The organism is Paenibacillus ferrarius, assembly GCF_002027705.1.
GTDB lineage: Bacteria > Bacillota > Bacilli > Paenibacillales > NBRC-103111 > Paenibacillus_E > Paenibacillus_E ferrarius.
The window spans coordinates 15,547-35,755 of sequence record NZ_MBTG01000045.1; the positions used below are offsets into that span (position 1 = coordinate 15,547).

The following is a 20,209-nucleotide window of genomic DNA, read 5'->3' on the forward strand; positions in this document are numbered from 1 at the left end:
CCTCGCTGTTCTCATTTCCCTGCCTTATAATCCGTCTACTATGTGTTCCAGGTCTGCTGCAGATTATTAAGGATGTTTGTACTCCAATGGGCTTTTAGCACGTAACTATTAAGAAATGCATATCAGCCGAAGAAAATTAAACGCGTATTGCCGCGCATAATTGCACGTTTGTAACGAGCACTCCTCGATTAATACTTTTTTCCTCAGACCAGAAAATAAAAGGATCTACATATTAGTTATGAATAAAATGTAGATCCTTTTATTTTATTGAATTTTCTCAATCAGGGGGACCTGCTGAGCACCATTTTTCTACGAAAGCTCTCCCTTATCGTTATGGGAAAGCCTCTTCAAGACTATATATTTGTGGCAAGTCTTTCCGCTATTCGGTGTAAGTTCGTTAAGCTAAGCTTCACGCAGTCCATTGGATTCCCTTGGCACACATCCTGCTCCACAACATACCATGCAACAGCATTCTGCTCTCCCCATATCAAAATAGGATCGAAATTGATTACTCCCGTGCCAATTTCGGCGTACGTTCGCCTCTCATCGTTGCTCATATCCTTCACATGCATAGTCGGCATCCGATGGCTGTACGGACGAATAAATGCCGCCGGATCTTGCCCTGCATGTTTCACCCAATACACATCAACTTCGGCCAAAACAGCATTATCCGCAGAAGGCTCAAGTATATACTCCAACGCATTCATTCCATTAACGTTTGTTTCAAACTCAAATGCATGGTTATGGAAGCTAAGTGTAAAACCATCTGGCTGTATGTCCTTCGCAATATCATTTAATTGGTTGCGAAATTGCTGGTAACCTTCTTCGTTTCGAAGCTCATGAGGGACTGAAGGACAGATCAAAGTTGTCGTATTCAATCGTCGTGCCTCCGAAAGCACACTCTCCAGTTCACTGCTTAAACGCAGAAACGAAACATGCATACCGGCCGTTTGTAAGCCTGTTTCTTGCAGCACTTCGGCAATCTCTTCAGCTGAATAACTGTGCAGTCCCGCCAGTTCAACCCCTGCCCAGCCCATTTGCTTCAGTTCTCTTAGTACGCCTGGGAAATCTTGTTCGCATTCGTTACGCAGGGTATACAGCTGTACAGCAAATTTCTGTTTCATGTTATAGGCCGCCTTCGCTATGATTTAGTATGATCGAGCGTGGTACAATCTGATCGGGTATGAGGGCAATCTCCCCGTGCCGTATTGTAATGTCCCGCTTCTCACCTGGGAGCAAGTCGAAATATTCGTCACTCAACTGAATCGTCTCATCCAAACCGAAATACACCGCATGCGCAAAGGCTTTGTTTGAAACCGTGCAGCGAGTTAGCCCAGGTTCGATGACTTGGATGTTGGACACTTGTAATTGTGGATCAGGTAAGTTGAGATTGCGAAACACTTCGCTGTGCAGGATAGCAGGCATTATCTCGCTGGATTCACTTAATGCTCTAATGAAGATACACGCCTCTCTCGAAGGATAGGAAGGTGAAGGCCATTGCAGGACAACCTCCCGCGAGAATGGAGAAAGTTCAACTTCTGCCTCATGTGCTTCCATTCCGCTTCCATCATAATAGACAAGTCCATATTCTAGGGTTTCACGGATAACCGTGCTAGTTTCATTGATTGCCGTAAGCTGAATCATCCCATCCTGCTCGCGGATAAGGAGCTTTACCGGTGCTAATGCCCGTTTCACAAAATAATACGATATCTTCCGCGTTGCATAATAATCAATGATTGACCAGCCCACTTCCCCCCAGCAGTCATTGTACATCCAAAATAAAGCGCCAGAACAAAACAATTTGGCACGAATCGCCTCAAGAGAATAAGCAAGCATGAAGCCCTGACATAATCCTGCGTACAACAAGTAATCGTCGATTTCCAAGTGTACGGTATCTACATAGTGCTTGTTAATGCCAGCAAGTACGGTATCTTTTTCGAAAATATTGTTATGAAGCTGCCAAAGCTTGCTCTCACGATCCAGCTTCTGACCATTATGGTAAATAGCTGTGGAAGCCTTCCGGCAGGGGCCGATGTAACCATATTCCGAGACGAATTTAGCGGTCACCTTGTCATATTCTTCAGGTGTAATTCGCCTCTCCATGTCGGGATGCATCATGCAATCATTCCAATGATGTGTATCACCAGCTTGGGTGCCATTCGGGTGCGCACCGCCGTATGGTGAGCTATTCCAATAAGGAATCGTCGGACTGTTCCGCTGCACAATGCGGGGCGCGATGTCATTGTAACAGACCGCTCCCCCGTAGAAGTCGGCGGCTTCCGTCTCATTCCACCATTCCTCAAAGCCCCAATGATTCTCATTGTTGCCGCACCAAAGCGCGAGCGCGCAGTGATTGCGCAGACGCCGAGTCTGGTAGTCCATCTCTCGCTCTACTTCGTCCCGAAACCAAGCCAAGTGATCTGGATATTTCGCGCAGGTGAACATGAAGTCGTGCCAAATGAGAATCCCATACTCATCACATTTGTCATAGAAAATATCCCTCTCGTAGATACCTCCTCCCCACACACGCAGCATATTGAAGTTGGCTTCCTTCGCTTCACTCAGCAGTGCCTTATATTTGGCATCCGTGACCCGCGCATAGATGGCATCAGCAGGTATCCAATTGCCACCTTTGCTGAAAACGGAAACACCGTTGATCTCAAAAGTGAATGAACGTTCTTCCTGACTCTCAGGGATTTTATCCATGTTTAGTTGCAATGTGCGTATTCCCACTGAAAAAGTTGGATATTCCACAACATGTGTAGATGTCTGCAGCGTTGCCCGAACCACATACAGCGGCTGCTCCCCCATCCCATTCGGCCACCAAAGCTTCGCATCAGGCACCTTCATCGGAATTGTCACATAGTTTAGCCCGGAACGAAGACAACAATCTTTTTGAATGATCTGTACCTGGTCCCCCATAAAAAGGAGTTCCAGCTTCAGCTCCGTTTCTAAGGTTTGAAAAGGATGCAGGTTCTCCAGTTCCAATTGAAACTGTAAGTATGCAGCTGTGTCCTCAGCATCCAATCTTGTCGTTGTGACGTGAATATCTCGAATATGGAAACTGTGGATACATGTGATACTAACCTCACCCATGATCCCACACGTCACTACCCTTGGTCCCCAATCCCAACCCCATACATATTGCGGTTTTCTCAGCATGCCACGGCGATGGTCGCCTCTATGCCTGATCTGCTCGTTCTCATACACCACTTTGGCCTCGCGAATGAGCGCAAGATCGTTTTCCGAATAGTGCTCCAAACCAGAGGTCACCCGCACAAAGATTTGATTTTCGCCAAGCTGCCCCTTACCCTTCACATCACAAGCAAACGGATAAAATGCGCTGCGATGATGGCCCAGATGACAATCATTCAACCAGATATCTGCTTCTACATCCAAAGAGTCAAATTGAAGGAGCATTTGCTCTGAACACAACTGTTCCTCCGTCAGCACAAATGTTTTCTTAAACCACCAAGAGCGGTTCTCCGTCCATTCACTCGCAAAGCACTGATCAGCGTCTAGCGGTTCCGCAATAGTCCCTTGCTCGATAAGCGGCATATGCACATCACAGGGTAAATTGGTTCGCAGCCAATCCTGCTCTTTCTGTTTAACGTACCAGAGATCGGCAGCCTGACGATAGTGCGGCTCCGACGTTAGCTGCCAGTCTTCATTTATAAGTAGTTTCATCGTCCTGCACCTCTTACTTTAAGATTCCGATAAGTCCCAAATGAAAATTCGTCCCCGTGCAGTCCTCTCTATTGCCGTGAACAACCTCCAGCTCAATATGATGAAGCCCTTCCTCTAGATCATCCGCAATCCAGTAGATGTGGAACCATCCTCCGTCATTGCACCAGTTAGGCCGATCCCGACGAGTCGTGATGGCAGGGCCTCCGTCGAGCTGATACGTGAATTCAGCTGACTTTTTGCCAAAATCGAAGGCTAACGCCAATCCCTTCCCTGTAAATGAAAAGGAAAGCTTCGCGCCGATTGCTGCTGTGGTCAAAATCTGATCAACCCTAGGCATATGAGCCGCTGCTCGTCTTATTAGCCAAGGGCCTTCCAATTGGACCTCTTCGAAGGAGAGTGTACTCGCATTCCCCCAATGATGCGCATTTAACGGTGATGCGAGCGATCTAGGGGTCACTTCACTATCCCGATCTGGAGCCGTTATCAATTCCTTTTCCAAATAGGCAATTACACACTGTCCATAACTCAGACTGCCTCTGTGCCGAGGATGCAGCCCATCCGGCAGCCATTCATCCCAGGTCATTTGGCCTTTCTTCACTTCCTGCCAGGCGTGCAATCCCACCCAAACTGAGCTGATGCCGTAATGTTCTGCTAACTGTTCGAATTCAGCGATGCTGGCAGGGGCCTTACCCTGCGACATCTCCTCGTACATTCTCTGGCTGTAAGTATAAATAATTACAAGCTCACTGCGTCCATCTGCCAGCAGTTTACGGATCAATCCCTCTCTTGCCCGCATCCGCTGTTCGGATGGTGTCAGGTAGTCATTGACAGCAAATTCAATAAAAATTAGATCACATTGGCGGCTGATCAAATCTCGCTCTGCACGAAATACAGCCAAGTCGCTCCCAGTCGCACCAATCGCAGCATTCTCCACCGTAATGCGTGCATGGGGGAACGATTCTACAAACCAACGTGCGACTGGCTCTGGCCAATTCCACAACACGCTGCTATCTTCTGTAATAGATCCACCAATGAAACCCAATGTCAATTGACCTGTTTCCAGCTTATTTCTAACCTGCGATAAACCATTTCGAACCTGAATCGTCTCCATGTTACACTCATCTCCACTTGAATTTCGAGCATGTTGTGAACCAAATGGGCAGCAGCCCAAGTCCTTATTTAAAAGTAGCTAATACGCTTCTAAATGTATACTTTGAATTACGTCGATTCTTCTAAAAAGGGTTAAATAAAAGACCGAAACCACCTGATATGGGGTGGAATTCGGTCTTTTCATAGTTACTTCTGAATGGCATCCATTATCATTCGAAAGATGATAAGATCCTGCAAGTAATCCTCAGGTGTCGTTTTGGGCAGCGTTCCCTTCGAGACAACTTCATGGAAATATTCCAGCTCAACCACATAAGCGTCCTTGTAGTTCGGTCGAACCGTTGATTGATCGAAGCTGTCTCCAATCGTCTCGCTGATCTGCAGCGTCGTAGGCAACTGTCTGATATACGGCGTATCGTACTGAACAAGGATAGACTTATTCTCGCCGTACACCTCGATATGAGCATCAAATCTGCCTTGTTGATCCATACCAGTCTCAAAGGTCACGTTAAAACCTTCATATTCAAAGATCGCATTCTTGAATCTTCCCCCGAGCCAAGCGGATGCTGCCCTTACCCCAATCGGCATCCCAATCAACTCTCTCATCGCCGAAATGTCATGACTATTCAATCCGAGTAATAAGCCATAGGCGCCATACATGTCATCTGGCAATTCCCCAATCGCCTCTCTCATCAATCTGGCATTCCGCTCCTTGCGATCTTGTACAGCTTCAACGGGGATATCATTGAAACGATAGATAGGGCTGGATTGACGCGTAAAAAATTGATTCGGGCCAATGATATCCCGCACGCGGGCATAAATAATTGGTCCTAGCGTCTTTACCTCTTCAAGAGCCTGAAGGTATGCGGGAGCAAACCGTCTCATGTAACCTACCATGACCTGTGCACTTGAAGCGTCGCGAGCTTGAATGATCTCATGAACTTCCGCTGGTGTCACACACATTGGCTTCTCAACGAAAACATGAACATTCCTCTTCAAGGCCGCAACGGTACAATCGGTATGATATTCCATGTTATTCAGCACAAACACAGCATCAAGCTCAGATTGTTCAAGCATATCAGACATGTTCAGAAATAAATGCTCCACCCGATATTTCTCGCCGATCTTCGCTAACAGCTTGGGCGAAATATCACATAATGCTACGATCTCATAAAGTTCAGACAGAGACTCTAGAATCGGCAAATGAACCATTTGCGCAACTTCTCCTAATCCGATGATTCCTACTTTTATCTTGGTCACTTTGATAAGCTCCTTTTTGATAGTTCCCTATGCAGTTACCCTACATCAATATTGAAAAACAACGACCGGATCAACACTAATATCCCACGTGCTTTCCTTTGTCGTACCGCCATACGTCATGCTGAACGAATAACTTCCGGGCAGCAATTCTTTGCTAATTTCTCCCGACGTTGCAGGTCCGAGGTTCTGCCAGCTCCCCCCGGAGTACAACTTTGCACTACCACCGCTGAGCAGATTACCTAAGCTGTCTTTCACTTGTAGGATAGCCTTCACCGTTTGAAAGCTGACGACTGAATTCGTGACTGCATTTTGGATCGTTTCTTTGCGTTTGCCTGCATACGTCAAACCGAACGTATACGAATCGGCAAGTAATTCCCGGCTAATTTCTCCACTAACCGTTGTGCCCATCGGCCTCCAACTGCCGCCTGAATAATAGTCGACAACAGCTCCATCAAGTGGATTGCCTTGGCTGTCCTTCAACTGCACATTCACCTTCACCGTGTTAAAAACAACGGTACTGCTGGCTGCTGTACTTCGAACAATCTCCTTGTATTTCCCTTCAAACGTCAACCCAAACGTATACGTTTCAGGGAACACTTCCATGCTGATTTTCCCTCCTGCCGTAGTACCCACTGCCCGCCAACTGCCAGAGGAGAAAAGCTTTACGCTGCCGCCATCTAAAGGGTTCCCTTGGCTATCTTGCAGCTGTACTTGAACCAACTGCGTTTGAAATACAACACTTGCACTCATACCAATATTTTGCGTAAGTTCTTGCGCTTTCCCTTCATACGTCATTGAGAAGAGATAGCTCTTCTCCCCTAACGACTTAGAGACATAGCCGGAGGCATCGGTTACGCCAAACTCTTTCCAAGTACCGTCCAAATATTTCACAATACCGCCGCTTAATGGATTGCCGGTGCTATCCTTCAGCTGGACTTTAACTGTTGTAGCAGCCAGATTGAAGCTTACGTTCTTCGCTGTCTCGCTATTTCCGGCAGCATCGATCGCTCGGTATAAGAGCGTATAGGCCCCTTGCTTATCGAAGGTAAGTGCAGCCGTATAAGGCAGCCATGTTGTTCCGTTATCGGTGCTGTAAACGATTCCCGCTACGCTAGACGCGTTATCGGCGGCGGTTAATGCAACCGTAACGGGGCTGACGTAAGCGCCGCTCGCTCCGTCAGGCGTTGACGGCTGGACGGCAGCCGTCGTGACGGGAGCCGTTCCGTCAATGCGCACCGTTACCGTTTGCGTCGCTTCCTGATTGCCGGCCACGTCCTTGCTATAGAAGTCCAGCGTATGTACGCCTTCCCCTGCAATCGACACGGTATTTCCGCTTGTATAGACCCCATGATCCAAGCTGTAGAACGTCCCTGCGACGCCGCTTTCCCCATCGGTGGCCGTCAGATGAACGACTTGAGCCGTCGTTACCCAACCGGAAGGAGCGTCACTGACCGTAACGGGAGGGATATTATCCACCGTTAACGGTCGGATCTCCACATCATCGACATAAAACGGGTTGCCGGTACCTATAATTTCCGTATATAAAAACATGGTCGTTTCGGTTACAACACCTGTTTCATTAATGATGAGACTCCCTTGAACTTGCTTCCATTCCGTAGCACTTAGGGGTGGACTGGTGAACATAATATACTGCGTAGGAATAGGTTTACCGTCTACCTTATATTGCAAGCCGATTCTGATCGTCTCGGTCGTGGTAGAACCAGATGCTAGTTTCGCCCAGGCCGAATAGTAATAGGGTTTGCCCTTTACAAGTGGGACAGGAAATTTAACGCCTCCGTAGCGATCTGTCTTCGTCAACAGCAACGACTGCTGACCGGAATGATGTTCCGCCGAAGTCATCGTAGGCACGGCCTGATAAGCGTAGTTAGGAGCCGCTAATGTACTGCCTTCCATGCCCGGATCTACAATAAGGTTGGTACTTTTCACCACGTTCGTCGGTGCTGTTACTGTAACTGTGGCCACGGTCTGGATGCCCGAATCGTCCGAGGTTGCTTTAATTGGGGTTGTGCCCGTGCCCACGCCTGTCACCGTCCCATCGGCATCGACGGCCGCCACAGTCGGAATCACGGATTCCCATTTGATGAGCTTATTGGTTGCATTGGCCGGTGTTACCGTCGGGACAAGCGTTTGCTTATCGCCCAGCGTCAAGCTAAGCGTGCTTGGCGTTAGCGACAGTCCCGTAACCGCAACCGTTGCATCTACGGTGACAAGCACGGATGCCGTTTTTCCGCCATCTACTGTCGTTGCCGTGACGGTCGCTGTACCCAAGCTTACGCCATATACCATTCCATTTACATCCACCGTTGCGACACTTGGATTGCTCGAACGCCATATCAGCTCTTTATTGCTGACATTCGCTGGTGTGAACGCAGGAACCAATGCCTTGGTTTTATCCCGACCTACCGTGAGTGACGTTGCATTCAAGCTTACGCTTAATGGATGAACCCAAACTGAACTTCCCGTATTTGTAATCGGTTTGACCGCAACGTCATCGACATAATAAACACTGCCTGGATTATTGGCTTCTGTGTAGAGGTACATCAAGACATTGGTTACTTCCCCTGATTCCTGAATGGTGTAAGTGCCTTCGACCTGCGTCCAATCTCCCGCCTTCAAGCCAGGGCTTGTAAACATAATGAATTGCTTGGTGACCCCGTCCAGATTATATTGGAGTCCGAGCCTCAGAGGCTCGCTCGTTGACGCACCATTTGCCAACTTCGCCCATGCGGAGTACGTATACGACTTGCCTTTCTCCACACTTACTGGGAATTTAATGCCTCCGTAACGAGTCGTTTTGATGATTTTAACCGACTGATGACCGCTATGAAACTGACTCGGATCTTTGACATACGTCGCATCCGACATCGCGAATTGAGATGCTTTACTTCCCTCAAAACCCGGATCATCAATCAGATTATCCCCTTTGACAGCAACCGTCGGCGTAATTTCCAATTGAACGGAATCCAAGCTGAAGGCTCCAGATGCCGTCGTCGGCACCACTTGAAGCTGTTTAATGGTCCCCGTCCAGGCAGCTAGACTCGACGTATCAAAGACATATTCCCGATAGACAGCATCGGTCGGGAGGATATAAGACGAGAGCATTTTCGCCTCATTCCAATTGCTATCCGCGGTCGTCGTAAAATAAATCTTCGCCTCGTTGCCGCTTGTCATGTTGTTCATTCGGACGCGAATCCGCCTAATATCCGAAGCTGCAAATTGCAAATCATCCGGTGAAAGAATCGCTGGCTGGACATTTCCCGAAGTCCCGTTTGAAGTTCCGCTGAAGACGCCATTCGCCACGACGGGGCTCGCGATCTGACTGTTGGCCGTCCAACCGCTGCTCGTCGTAAAATCCCAAGTGATCGCTGTCGGGTACACACGGACGGTTTGCGAAGGCGCATCCCATTTGGCAATCGCGCCAAAAGCTTGACGAAGATAGCTGAGCGGTGCCATCACCGTTCCATTGGCAAGCTTGACGGGCGCATGTTCTAACGTAATCGCTTGGCTTCCCTTATAGGCAACGCTATCGCCAACCTTCAGTCGATACACAACGTTATCCTTCACGGCCACCAAGGTATCATTCGATGGATCCCATTCCGGCTTCGCCCCGATTTGCAGATAGGTCTCTTTCATAGGAAGCATCACGATGCCGTCCTGCAGGAGAGCCGGTTGGCTGAACGGTTTGTAAACGCCGTCGACGTAAGTCCGAATACCGGGCTGCGGCGAGTAGATCGTTCGAATGTAATCGATACTGATTGGCCCGACGGAGGAAGTCGGATCGATGCGTAATTGCCGGATGGTCCCCGTCCAGTTCTTGTTTTGCCACGCCTCAATCACGTAGTCCGTATATTCATTATCCTGCGGTTTCACATAAAAGCCGACGGCCTTGGCCTCATTCCAGGTCCCATCCGCCTCCGTCGTAAAGAAGAATCGGCCATCGATATCGTTCGTACCGTTCTTCATGCGAATGACCAGATACGGGATATCCTCCGCCTTAATCCCGAGGTGATCTGCGGATCGAATGCCGGGATCGGTATTGTTCGTTAAGCCAGAAAAAGTGCCGTCTTGCACAGTCACGCCCACAATCTGTTTCTCGACGGTCCAGCCCTCCGCATCGCCCGGGGTATTGAACTCCCACATCTTCCCGTAGACATTGGTCATCACGGGTTGGGGTTGGTTCAGATTAGGAACCACTCTCCCCGCGGGATACAGGGTATTGATCCGATCCTTCTGGGCTTGCGTCGGCACGCTATCGATATGCGACGCGCTATCGCCAAATACATTGCGAATGGCATCCACGTAGCCAAAGCCGGCCAGCCCGGCAGGCATAATGAAGTGGCCTTCTCCGAATTCATTCCAGTTATCCAGCATAACCAGCTTCTTGCCTAGACTGCCTGCCGGCAGCGAAGGCATGAAGCTATCCTTCGTCCACTGCGCCAAGGATTGGAATTCCGACGGCGTCGCATAATAACCGAAGTTCAAGCCCCAAGCCGTATCATCTCTGCCCATGCTCAAACCAGGGATAATATCGATGGCGTTTGCGTCTTTCTCTTGCGTCATCTTCAGCTTCTGAAACTCCGGATGACCGCCGAAGGAGCCCCAGGAATACGCATACACCCCATCAAAACCAGCGGCTTTGCGTTTAGCCAACTGCTGGGAGTCCGTCCCGTTATACACGTTCAGCAGGATAATACCCTTAAACCCCGCTTTTACCATTTCGACTCGCAAGTTATCCAGCTCCGGCTTCACGTTCTCGCTGCCTTTAAAAGCATTTACTAACTCGTCATAATTGTAGATCGTGAAAACAGGTTTACCATCAATCTTCAAATAACGCGGATCTTTAAAATAATATTCAATCCAGTACGGAATCAGATTCGTTCGGAAATCTTCAGCATCCTTGACCTTGGAATTGAGGTTTTCAAACATAATCGCGAAATCAATTTGATTTCTATATTGGCTATTAAAATAGCCGTTATCCAAAGCATGCGATAAATACGAATCTTTAATCGGCACCCGATTGGTGTCTCCGCCAAGTGGCCTGAACCAGCAGGACATCTGGAAATTGATGCCGTGCTCGATCAGCCATTTCGTCTCCCAATCCGCCGTTTCCGGGCTGCCTTCGTCGTAGAACCCTAGAAGAGGCGTCCGATCCGGGTAAGGCTGAATCATATCCCAGCCCAGGTGATGGCCTTCCCGCCACATCGGGCAGCTTTGGACGCCTACAACCGGATCGTCCTCGCCCTTACTGACCGCTTGTGGAGCCGGCACATAATCGGCAGGGAGGGGAACTGTTTTATACAAGAGAATGTCATCCAGCCACATTTCGCCCCGATACGAAGAAGAGGTCGTGAACTTGAGGGTGTCGACGGAAACCGCGCCCGGAGCCAGTGGTACAACTTGATTGCTGCGCTTATCGTTGATATAGATATCCGCTGTAGCCGTCGCCCAGTTCACTTTGATCTGAATGTGCGTCCACAGATTCGCTAAATACTTGTATTTCAGCGAGACAGGTTGCCCGCTACTGTTGACATAAGCCAAATCATCGCCCGACGTCGTTAGTTTGATGACGCTCGTCGTTCCGCTTTTTAGCTCAGCTTCCAATCCATCCGCCTTCTGCTTGTAAAGAACTTTGAAGTCGTAGGTAAAATTATCCGCCATTGGCGATATCGCTTTGGACAGACTCATACTGCCGGTGCTACTAGCCGCGCTCAGCTTCATGCTGTTGATATCCGGCTGCGGGGAACTCATCATGCTGCCGACGGTGATGGCGCCGCCTGATGTAACCGCAGACCAATCCTGCGGGATGGCGCCACCGTCCACGACGGAAATAAGTCTTTCATTCACGGCGTAGCCTCTATAAATTTTCAAAGGACCAAAGAAGAAGTCCCCCAAGGAGGCAGCGCCTGTCTGCACTTGAAACTGGTTCAGGTTCGAGACTGCGTTCTTGAAAGTAGCCCCGTTCGCCTTTTTTACGCCATTGATGTACACATCTGTGGTATGCGTGCTCAGATTGATGTCGATCTTAATCCCAACCTCTACGTTCGCCACATAGGTTTGCAAGGGAAGCACAGTGGTTGGGGACGTTTCCAGACTAAGCATATTGTTTTGTGTAATTAAGCTGACGCCTACGACATCATCGCTGAGCAACTGCCACTTCAAGCCGTCAATGACTGACATAGGCCTAATGCGAAATTCCATGGTCAGATTACCTGCACTTTGCGCAACAAATTTCTTACTCATTGAAACGGGCAGGTCTTTGCTCGTATCGCTGATTTTGAAATTCGTGTTATATAGGGAGAGCAGCGCCCCTCCTGCAGCGCGAACATCCCAGCCGGACGGCTGGCTATTCCCTGGTGTCAAGGCTGATAAGAACGAGAAATCCTCATCGATTACATAACCTGCATCAGGTCTGGTGGCTTCCGCGCTAACATCCGCTGACTGAAAAACAAATATGAAAGCGTACACAATGAATGAGGTAAGGAGAATACCTAATCGCTTTTTAACCATCATTACACTCCCTTTTCCAATGAATTTGCTTTGTGGAAACAATGACACTGCTCCAGTCAGCAGTGTTATTGTTTCATAAGATCATGTCGTTATTTAATTTCCTGCCTTCCAAGCATCATATTGCTTCTGAATCTCTGCCATTACTTTGTCTATGCCAGCGTCTACCAGTTTCTTTTTCGTATCCTCAACGTATTTCGGGTAGTCCGGCATGGATCCCGTCGTAAAGATCGGATTCGCCTCTTTATTGACAGCACCGATTTGCGCAATCTCCGTTTTGACCGGCTCGTTATTAAAGACAAATCCGAGCAGACCAGATGCCTTGCCGTTTTCATTCGTTTTTCTCATTGCTTCCAAAGCTTTCGTTGAATTCCAGTTGGAATCCCATTGATCCCAAAGCGGCCCGAGCCAGTTATGCCAAATCGCCCATGTTTGTTCCGCACCGCTTTTGGCTTCGATTGTTGGGTTAGGATCTTTAACCGTACCCGATTTAACCGTGTAATTTTTACCTTCAACGCCATAAGCAAGTGTATTCAATAAGTACTTATCACTCCAAATATAATCAAGCAGCATCATGGCTCTTTCTGGATTCTTCGAAGTTGCACTAATCGCTGTCGCAGCAGCAGTCATGGAAGCAGTTGAAATAGTCGGCTGTGAGCTGAATGTTTCAACGGTTGGGAATCCATAAGTGCTTGTCGATTTCGACCCATCCTCGGTATAACCGCCTGAATCACGAAGCACGGCATATTTCCCTGATTTCGCTTCAGCCAGATAATCCGTTTTGATTGCGGCATCCTTGGCAATATAGCCTTTCTTATAGAAATCATTCATGACTCTATAATTTTCATAGTTTTGCGGGATATCAAGGGTTTTGACGAATTTACCTTCCTTCTCGCTGAAAGATATACCACCTACGACGGTTGTATAGTCGGGTAACCCTACGCCAGAAGTCGCTCCATTAGCCGTTGCAATGACTGGAATCATGTTCGGCTCATTTTCCTTAATCGTTTTCAAGAATGGCTCTAAGTCGCTGAGACTCTTGACACTTTTATAATCGAATTTATATTTCTCAACTAAATCTTTTTTAAATACATAAGAAGATGCCGGACTGTAAGGTGTCTGAGCAGGAATCGCCATGATCTTCCCTTTATAAGTAACAGCTTTCCAAGCACGCGGATCTACTTTCTTCAAAATATTTTGCCCATACTTCTGCAGTAGATCATCAAGTGGCATAAAGGCGCCTTTTTGCACATTCGCATTTAAATTATTGGATGAGTTTGAGGTAAATACGAGATCGTAGGGCTCACCGGCAGCTGACTTCAACTTGATCTTGTCTTCCCAACCTGCGTTATCAATCATGTTAAAGTGCAGGTTTGCATTTAGTTTTTCCTTAATTAGTTTGTTCGCTACCGCTTCGACCGCTTCTTGGTCCTTCAAATTGTCGATTGGCTTTGGCATGAACCAGCTAATATCGACGAAATCTTTCGTTGGATTCGTAGTGCCCGCCACCGTACTAGCAGCTGGGCTAGCTGTTTCTTTCGTTTTTTCAGTTGTGCTGCAGCCGCTAATCACAATCGTTGTTGCAAGCAAGACGGATGTTCCTGGTCCAAACCATTTTAAAGCTTTTGTCCTTTGACCTTTCACGTAGATTACCTCCCTTATATCGTCTTTGTATATAATTTACAGACGCAGCGTGGTTTTCCTGCATCTGAAACTATCAACCCTTTACCGAACCTACCGTTAACCCCTGTATGAAATACTTTTGAAACAGTGGGAAAACAAGCAGCATCGGTCCTGCAGCCAATATGCACATCGCCATGCGAGCACTTAAGGAAGGTACTTGCATACCTGGTTTCACAAGTCCATATTGAATGGCCTCACTCGAATTCAAATACTCCATATTTTTGAGAACACGAATAAGTAAATATTGCAGCTTCATTAAATTATCCTGATCCATATAAAGTAAGGTCAGCCACCAATCATTCCAGTATTGGAGTGCAAAGAACAGACCTAATGTCGCCAGTGCTGGTTTGGAAATCTGCAGAACAATTTGAGCAAAAATTCTTAGCTCGCCTGCGCCATCCATTTTCGCTGACTCGATAATCGCTTCCGGTATCGTTTGCAAGAAGCCTTTCATCAGCAGCACGAACCAGCCGCTAATCAGATATGGCAAAATGAGTGCCAAAATGTTGTTGCGGAGTCCCAACCATTTCACCATCAGGATATAAGAAGGAACCATCCCCCCATGAAAGAGCATCGTGAAGAAGATGAAAAAGGCAAGGAACGAACGGTAAGAATAATCTTTACGCGAAATGGCATAAGCGTAGGTCGTGGTTACCCACATCCCAATCAAAGAACCTATGACCGTCGTTCCGATCGTAACCAGATAAGAATTGAGCAGAACTTTAGGCTCGTGCAGGATCACCTTATAGGCATCGAAAGTAAAGTTTTTGGGAATCATGGAATACCCAAATTTAATAATGTCATTTTCCGTTTGAAAGGAGGTTCCGATAATGACAAGAAAAGGAAATACACATACCGCACATAACAAGATAAATAGGATATGGATTACTAATTTTCCCGCTGTAATGGTAGGCCGTATTCGTATTGATCTTTGAGGATGCATAGTCGATTCTCCTTAGAAAAGTGAGTTTTCTGGATTTATCCTTCTTACGATAAAATTGGTTATCAATACTAGGCAGAATCCAACAATCGATTGGAAAAAACCTGCTGCTGAAGCCATCCCAATATCACCTATATCAATAAGAGATCTATAAACGAATGTATCAATGACATCTGTTGTCTGATAGATCAAGGATGAATTCAACGTCACATTGTAAAACAAACCGAAATCACTGTAGCAGATACTTCCTATTTGCAGGATCACCAACATGATAATCATCGGTTTAATCATCGGCACGGATATCGAAAACGCTTGCCGAATTTTACTTGCTCCATCAATTTTGGCTGCATCATAATACTCGGCATCAATGCCCATCAAAGCAGCGTAATAGATTACAGATCCATAGCCAAGTCCCTTCCAAACAGCGGCAGCCACTAGGATGTACGGCCAATATTGGGGCTCGCTGTACCAGAGGATCGGTGCTTTCCCTACTGCAACTAAGATACTGTTGATAACGCCATGCTCCATATCGAACAGCGCCCGAAAGGCAAATCCAGCCACCACCCACGATATAAAGTAAGGGATGAACAAGATCGTTTGATACACCTTAACGAATCTCCGGCTCAGTTCAAATAGCAATAGAGCAATAACGATGGAGAGAAAAGTACCCAAGGTAATGAAAACAGCGTTATACAGGATCGTATTGCGTAGAACGCGATACAGCACATCCCCATTAAATAGAAAGCCGAAATTGTCTAACCCGACCCAAGGGCTGTTCCAAATGCCAAGATTGTACTTATAATTCTTAAAAGGAAGCAGCAATCCGTAAAGCGGTACATAATTAAAGAGTAAAATCAACAGGAATCCTGGCAGTGCCAGCAGCGTCACTCCGAAATTCTTCTTGAATATTCTCACCATCCATCCAACACATCCTAGCTTGTAAATTTTGACGGCCATCTTTGTTGATATCCCAACTGTAGGCGTTACCCTAGGAAATGTATATTGTAATCTAGGTATATTCCTTCAAAATGTGTAGGAAAGCTTCTTCCAAAGGGGATAGAACACTGCAAATCAAGTGAGTTCCGCTTACCTTGGTTATGATCAACGGGATACATAGTTGTATCCTCCACCGAACGCGCTTAAGTCGATATGCTGCGTGTGCTTCCGAAGGATTCTCAAGCCACATTAGACACTTCGATTCGCGATGTGCCTGAGCGAATCAAGCTGCGTAAAGGACGGCGGTTTTTTTGAAGTAGTCCAATGACAAAAAAGCTTGATTTCTCAAGCTTCTTTCGTTTCAATTATTTCCAGGTTATCTCTCAACAGCTTGACAAAAGCTTGGAAATAAAGCCAGTGCCCATAATCATTCGGATGATTGATGTTGTTCAGGAGCAGACTTTCCGCCGATTTGCCGGCTGCCAGTTCCTGCTCCCAAACTGCAGTGACGTCAGCTACGCCGACACCGTATTCCCGGCCCAGCCGGCGGATGATTTCCGCATACCTGCCAGTCAATCCGCTGGAATACCACCATTTCGGATTCGGCAGGCAAGGCGTCACGAGCACAAGATCGCTGTTGTCCAACTTCTTGACGGCCTCGATCATTTGACATAGATTGCTTTCAAAATCCGCCGGCGAAACGCCCACCCCTTCACCATATTTGTTCTGATCGTTCATGCCGAATCCGATGATCACGAGATCGGGGCGCAAAGGAATGACATCGCGCTGTATGCGATTCTTTCCATCTTTGCTCGTTTCACCGCCGACTGATTTGTTCAACAGACTGATTCGGCTGCGCGGATAGTATTCATTGAGAAATTGATGAACCCGGTTGAAGTACATAAACTTTTCTTCGCTCGCATCCCCACCTGCACTAATGCTGTCACCAAAAACAACGATTGAACTCTCCTCGCTGGTTCGCAATTTGGAAAGCCAGCGCTCCACCCCGGCTCGATTTCCACTATCGTGGGCAACGAAGCAGTCCTTAAACTGATCGTTATCATACACATAATCCCCATACACGGTAAATTCACGATTGCTGCAGTTTTTGAACGCTGCATGATCAAACACCACTTGGCCGTATAATTCGTGACGGGACCAATCTGGGATCCGGCTTTGCTTCGTCCGGCGAATGACACCCCGATCGTAATCGACGACATAGTCTATTCCCTCTGCGTAAATGATATTGCCCGAATGATCCTCATCTGCATGACTCCGCAATACCATAGCCAGCTTGGCTAATGGACGGTATCGCATAGACATGTTCTCTTCTTTTACAAAAATGAATGCTTCCGCAGTCTGCCGGCTGGTCTCTGGATTCATGGGCACGCAGCTCCTTCAATTGTAAAATCATATTCACCCGAGGCCAGGCTGATTTCAAATCCTTTGGATGTCTTGTTACATTGCTTAACCCCGGTAATGCCTTTCTTTGCTTTTCATCTCTTCCTATTGAATCAAATTAATCATATTTCTCCGCAAGGCATATTCCTTCGGTGTGACCTTATATTTCTTTTTGAACATGCTGAAAAAATAGGTTTCATTCAAGATCCCGACTTTCTCAGCAATTTCATACACACTAAGGTCATCTTGGATAAGAAGGTCTGCCGCTTTTGTTAACCTAAACTCGTTGATATAATCAGGAATCGAGATATGGGTTGCTTCCTTATATGTTTTGCTTAAATTTCTTGTGGATATTTTCATAATCGAAGCAATGGAAGTCAAGCTCAAGGAAGGGTCTTGATAATGGTTTTGAATATATTCCGTGACCGCATCTACCAAAAAGTAGTTTAGTTTAGTGGTATGACCCTGGAAATCTTTTTTGAACGAGTCTTGCAGGGCACCTACAATGATCTGATGGATCTCGGCAATCGTCTCCATCTCCAAGATATTGCGACTGATCGAAGAGATATGCAAAGATGGCGCAGTAGTCACTTTCATTTCTTCCAACGTCTCTATAACCTTATCCACGAGTCTTATAATGGAGACTAACGCATTGTGATAGTTTAGCGTGCCCACCTCTTCAAAAATGTTCCCCAAAACCTCCTCTTTCGCTTCGGTTTTGCTCAATTTCATTGCTTCCACAAGCCACTCCTCATAATTTCTGGAATAGCCCGTTTTTTTACTTTCCACATTTTTTTTAATCGTTTCGTATGTTATAACGGAGGAATGCCCTAATAATAAACGATACATAGCCTGATCGAGAGCCTGATTATACATACTATTCAATTCCTGTATGTGACTCGTCTTTTCACTAATCGATGCCGTAAAGGAAATTTTAAAAAAACGGGAGACATTCTCTTGAGCTTCTTTTATAAGAGCGTGGATATGTGATTGAAAGTGTTCATCTTCTTCCGGAATACTTACAATCAATACGACATGATCATCCTTCATATCCAATCCTTCGTTAGGATACTTTTTTGCCATAATTTCTGATGCAATATTGATCATAGCAAAGCGAATCGTATCTTTATCCTTGGCATGGAACGCATGCTGAAATTCCTTATAGTTATCAATTTTCAATAAACAAATGGCAAAGGAAGCATCCCTGACTAAAGAAATCCTCATTTCTTTAAAAATGCTTTCCAATTCTGCCCTGCCGATGGATAAACTCTCCGTAATCAATCTGCTTAACCAATAGTGCTTCATAACATCTTTGTACTGCACCTTTTCCTTATCAAAATGATCGAGCATTTCCATGGATTGTCTGTAAACGGTGTTCAAATAAGAGATTTCATCAACGACATCGTCTTTGTCCGATCTCCGAATCCGATCTAACATGATCGAATTCACCAACTTCCCAAAGGGTCGATATATCTTTCGAGAGATGCTTATGGATATCACCAAAGCCATGACCAAGAAAATGAGTGTAATTATGATAATACTCGTTCTTAAGCTGTTGATATACTTATAGATTTCAAGAACAGGCTGCGTTTTTAGCAGCGTCATCCCCGTGTTGTCGACATTTGTGTAAGTAACTAAATATTGCGTTCCACCACGTTTGCTTTGAAAAAAACCATCTCGTTCAGCTTGTGGATGTGCTGTTTTATTTGCCAAAAAATCTGTTTTCAGCCAATTCTTGATTGCAGGATCATTGGTTCCATCATCCAAGTACTCGCCAGCCTGGTCCAGAATGAATACGTTATCTCCCTTTTGTTTATCTATCATATTGATTTGCTTAATATTTTCTAACAACCACTCCGGTTTAACGTTAATTACTACAACGCCATCCGGCTTAGCCCCACTAGACAGAGTTTCGTATATAAAATAGGAGAATACATACTCAGGCTCGGTTACTCCGTTTACCAGTTTTTTGATATCACGGAAAATCGGTTTAAGCTTAGGAAGCGCTTGATCCGAATTAATAAATTCGTAGAGCATCTGATCTTTAAAAAATAAAGGAAAACCCGAACTATATGTTTGATCCAGATTGCGATTATAAATGCCAACAGAGTGAATATAAGGAATAGCCGAAGTAACAGAGCTAACGACTTTAGTCAAATGCCTTGACACCTCAATCATATCTTCATTCTTTGCATACATAATAGCGGTTACATCGCTGTTTAAGTAAAGAAATTTAGATAAATTGGTAATCGTTTGATCCATAAACGACATATTATACTTGACTTGAAAAAGTATTTTTTGATTGGCTGCATATTCATTTTTGACCAAAAGATTTTGAGAATTAATATATACAACTGTAGATAGAACAACTACAAGAATCAAAATAGCCATGCTAATCCAAAGAACCATTTTTATAAAATAGGCTTTAGCTCCTAAAAAAGATTTTATGTTCATGCCTTCATATTCTCCTTTATTCGAAGTGAAAGAGACTGGCATGTATCAGTCCCACCGTGCCATCAGAATTATGTAGTGTGTCATCCCAATGTAATTGGTTTAAGTTCGCATGTATACTTTAATATAAGTCTTTTTCTATGAATATGGTACTTTAAAATTTGGTCACATGCTGTTTAAGATGTGATACATTTTTCACACATTGATAATGAAGCATGG

The 20,209-nt window shown here is 46.0% G+C and carries 10 protein-coding genes; all 10 read right to left on the minus strand.

The window, feature by feature from the left end; genetic code table 11:
- Positions 1 to 353 precede the first annotated feature (353 nt).
- Positions 354 to 1,124, minus strand: coding sequence for a sugar phosphate isomerase/epimerase family protein (locus BC351_RS32390; RefSeq protein ID WP_079418843.1), 771 nt, complete (start codon positions 1,122 to 1,124; stop codon positions 354 to 356).
- Position 1,125: 1 nt separating this feature from the next.
- Positions 1,126 to 3,687 carry a glycoside hydrolase family 2 protein gene (locus BC351_RS32395; RefSeq protein ID WP_079418845.1) on the minus strand — a complete coding sequence of 854 codons (2,562 nt, stop codon included), beginning with the start codon at positions 3,685 to 3,687 and terminating at the stop codon, positions 1,126 to 1,128.
- Between the two features lie 13 nt (positions 3,688 to 3,700).
- Positions 3,701 to 4,798, minus strand: coding sequence for an SGNH/GDSL hydrolase family protein (locus BC351_RS32400; protein ID WP_079418847.1), 1,098 nt, complete (start codon positions 4,796 to 4,798; stop codon positions 3,701 to 3,703).
- Between the two features lie 185 nt (positions 4,799 to 4,983).
- A complete protein-coding gene (locus tag BC351_RS32405; protein WP_244209249.1) occupies positions 4,984 to 6,054 on the minus strand; it encodes a Gfo/Idh/MocA family protein in 1,071 nt (356 codons plus the stop codon).
- Between the two features lie 45 nt (positions 6,055 to 6,099).
- Positions 6,100 to 12,585 carry an OmpL47-type beta-barrel domain-containing protein gene (locus BC351_RS32410; RefSeq protein WP_144028593.1) on the minus strand — a complete coding sequence of 2,162 codons (6,486 nt, stop codon included), beginning with the start codon at positions 12,583 to 12,585 and terminating at the stop codon, positions 6,100 to 6,102.
- A gap of 90 nt (positions 12,586 to 12,675) precedes the next feature.
- On the minus strand, positions 12,676 to 14,223 hold the full coding sequence (locus BC351_RS32415; RefSeq protein WP_079418853.1) for an ABC transporter substrate-binding protein: 1,548 nt from the start codon (positions 14,221 to 14,223) through the stop codon (positions 12,676 to 12,678).
- 73 nt (positions 14,224 to 14,296) lie between these two features.
- A complete protein-coding gene (locus BC351_RS32420) occupies positions 14,297 to 15,205 on the minus strand; it encodes a carbohydrate ABC transporter permease (protein WP_079418855.1) in 909 nt (302 codons plus the stop codon).
- 12 nt (positions 15,206 to 15,217) lie between these two features.
- The gene (locus BC351_RS32425; protein ID WP_079418857.1) at positions 15,218 to 16,120 is read right to left on the minus strand and encodes an ABC transporter permease; all 903 of its coding nucleotides are present in this window, start codon (positions 16,118 to 16,120) and stop codon (positions 15,218 to 15,220) included.
- A 363-nt stretch (positions 16,121 to 16,483) separates the two neighbouring features.
- Complete coding sequence (locus tag BC351_RS32430; protein ID WP_079418859.1) at positions 16,484 to 17,521, minus strand: SGNH/GDSL hydrolase family protein; 1,038 nt, start codon at positions 17,519 to 17,521, stop codon at positions 16,484 to 16,486.
- A gap of 123 nt (positions 17,522 to 17,644) precedes the next feature.
- The gene (locus BC351_RS32435; protein ID WP_158082309.1) at positions 17,645 to 19,993 is read right to left on the minus strand and encodes an AraC family transcriptional regulator; all 2,349 of its coding nucleotides are present in this window, start codon (positions 19,991 to 19,993) and stop codon (positions 17,645 to 17,647) included.
- Positions 19,994 to 20,209: the final 216 nt, after the last annotated feature.

Bases quoted from the DNA above. Each gene is read 5' to 3' on its own strand.
- BC351_RS32390 (WP_079418843.1), bottom strand. From the start codon at position 1,124: ATGAAACAGAAATTTGCTGTACAGCTGTATACCCTGCGTAACGAATGC.
- BC351_RS32395 (WP_079418845.1), bottom strand. From the start codon at position 3,687: ATGAAACTACTTATAAATGAAGACTGGCAGCTAACGTCGGAGCCGCAC.
- BC351_RS32400 (WP_079418847.1), bottom strand. From the start codon at position 4,798: ATGGAGACGATTCAGGTTCGAAATGGTTTATCGCAGGTTAGAAATAAG.
- BC351_RS32410 (WP_144028593.1), bottom strand. From the start codon at position 12,585: ATGATGGTTAAAAAGCGATTAGGTATTCTCCTTACCTCATTCATTGTG.
- BC351_RS32420 (WP_079418855.1), bottom strand. From the start codon at position 15,205: ATGCATCCTCAAAGATCAATACGAATACGGCCTACCATTACAGCGGGA.
- BC351_RS32425 (WP_079418857.1), bottom strand. From the start codon at position 16,120: ATGGTGAGAATATTCAAGAAGAATTTCGGAGTGACGCTGCTGGCACTG.
- BC351_RS32430 (WP_079418859.1), bottom strand. From the start codon at position 17,521: ATGAATCCAGAGACCAGCCGGCAGACTGCGGAAGCATTCATTTTTGTA.
- BC351_RS32435 (WP_158082309.1), bottom strand. From the start codon at position 19,993: ATGAACATAAAATCTTTTTTAGGAGCTAAAGCCTATTTTATAAAAATG.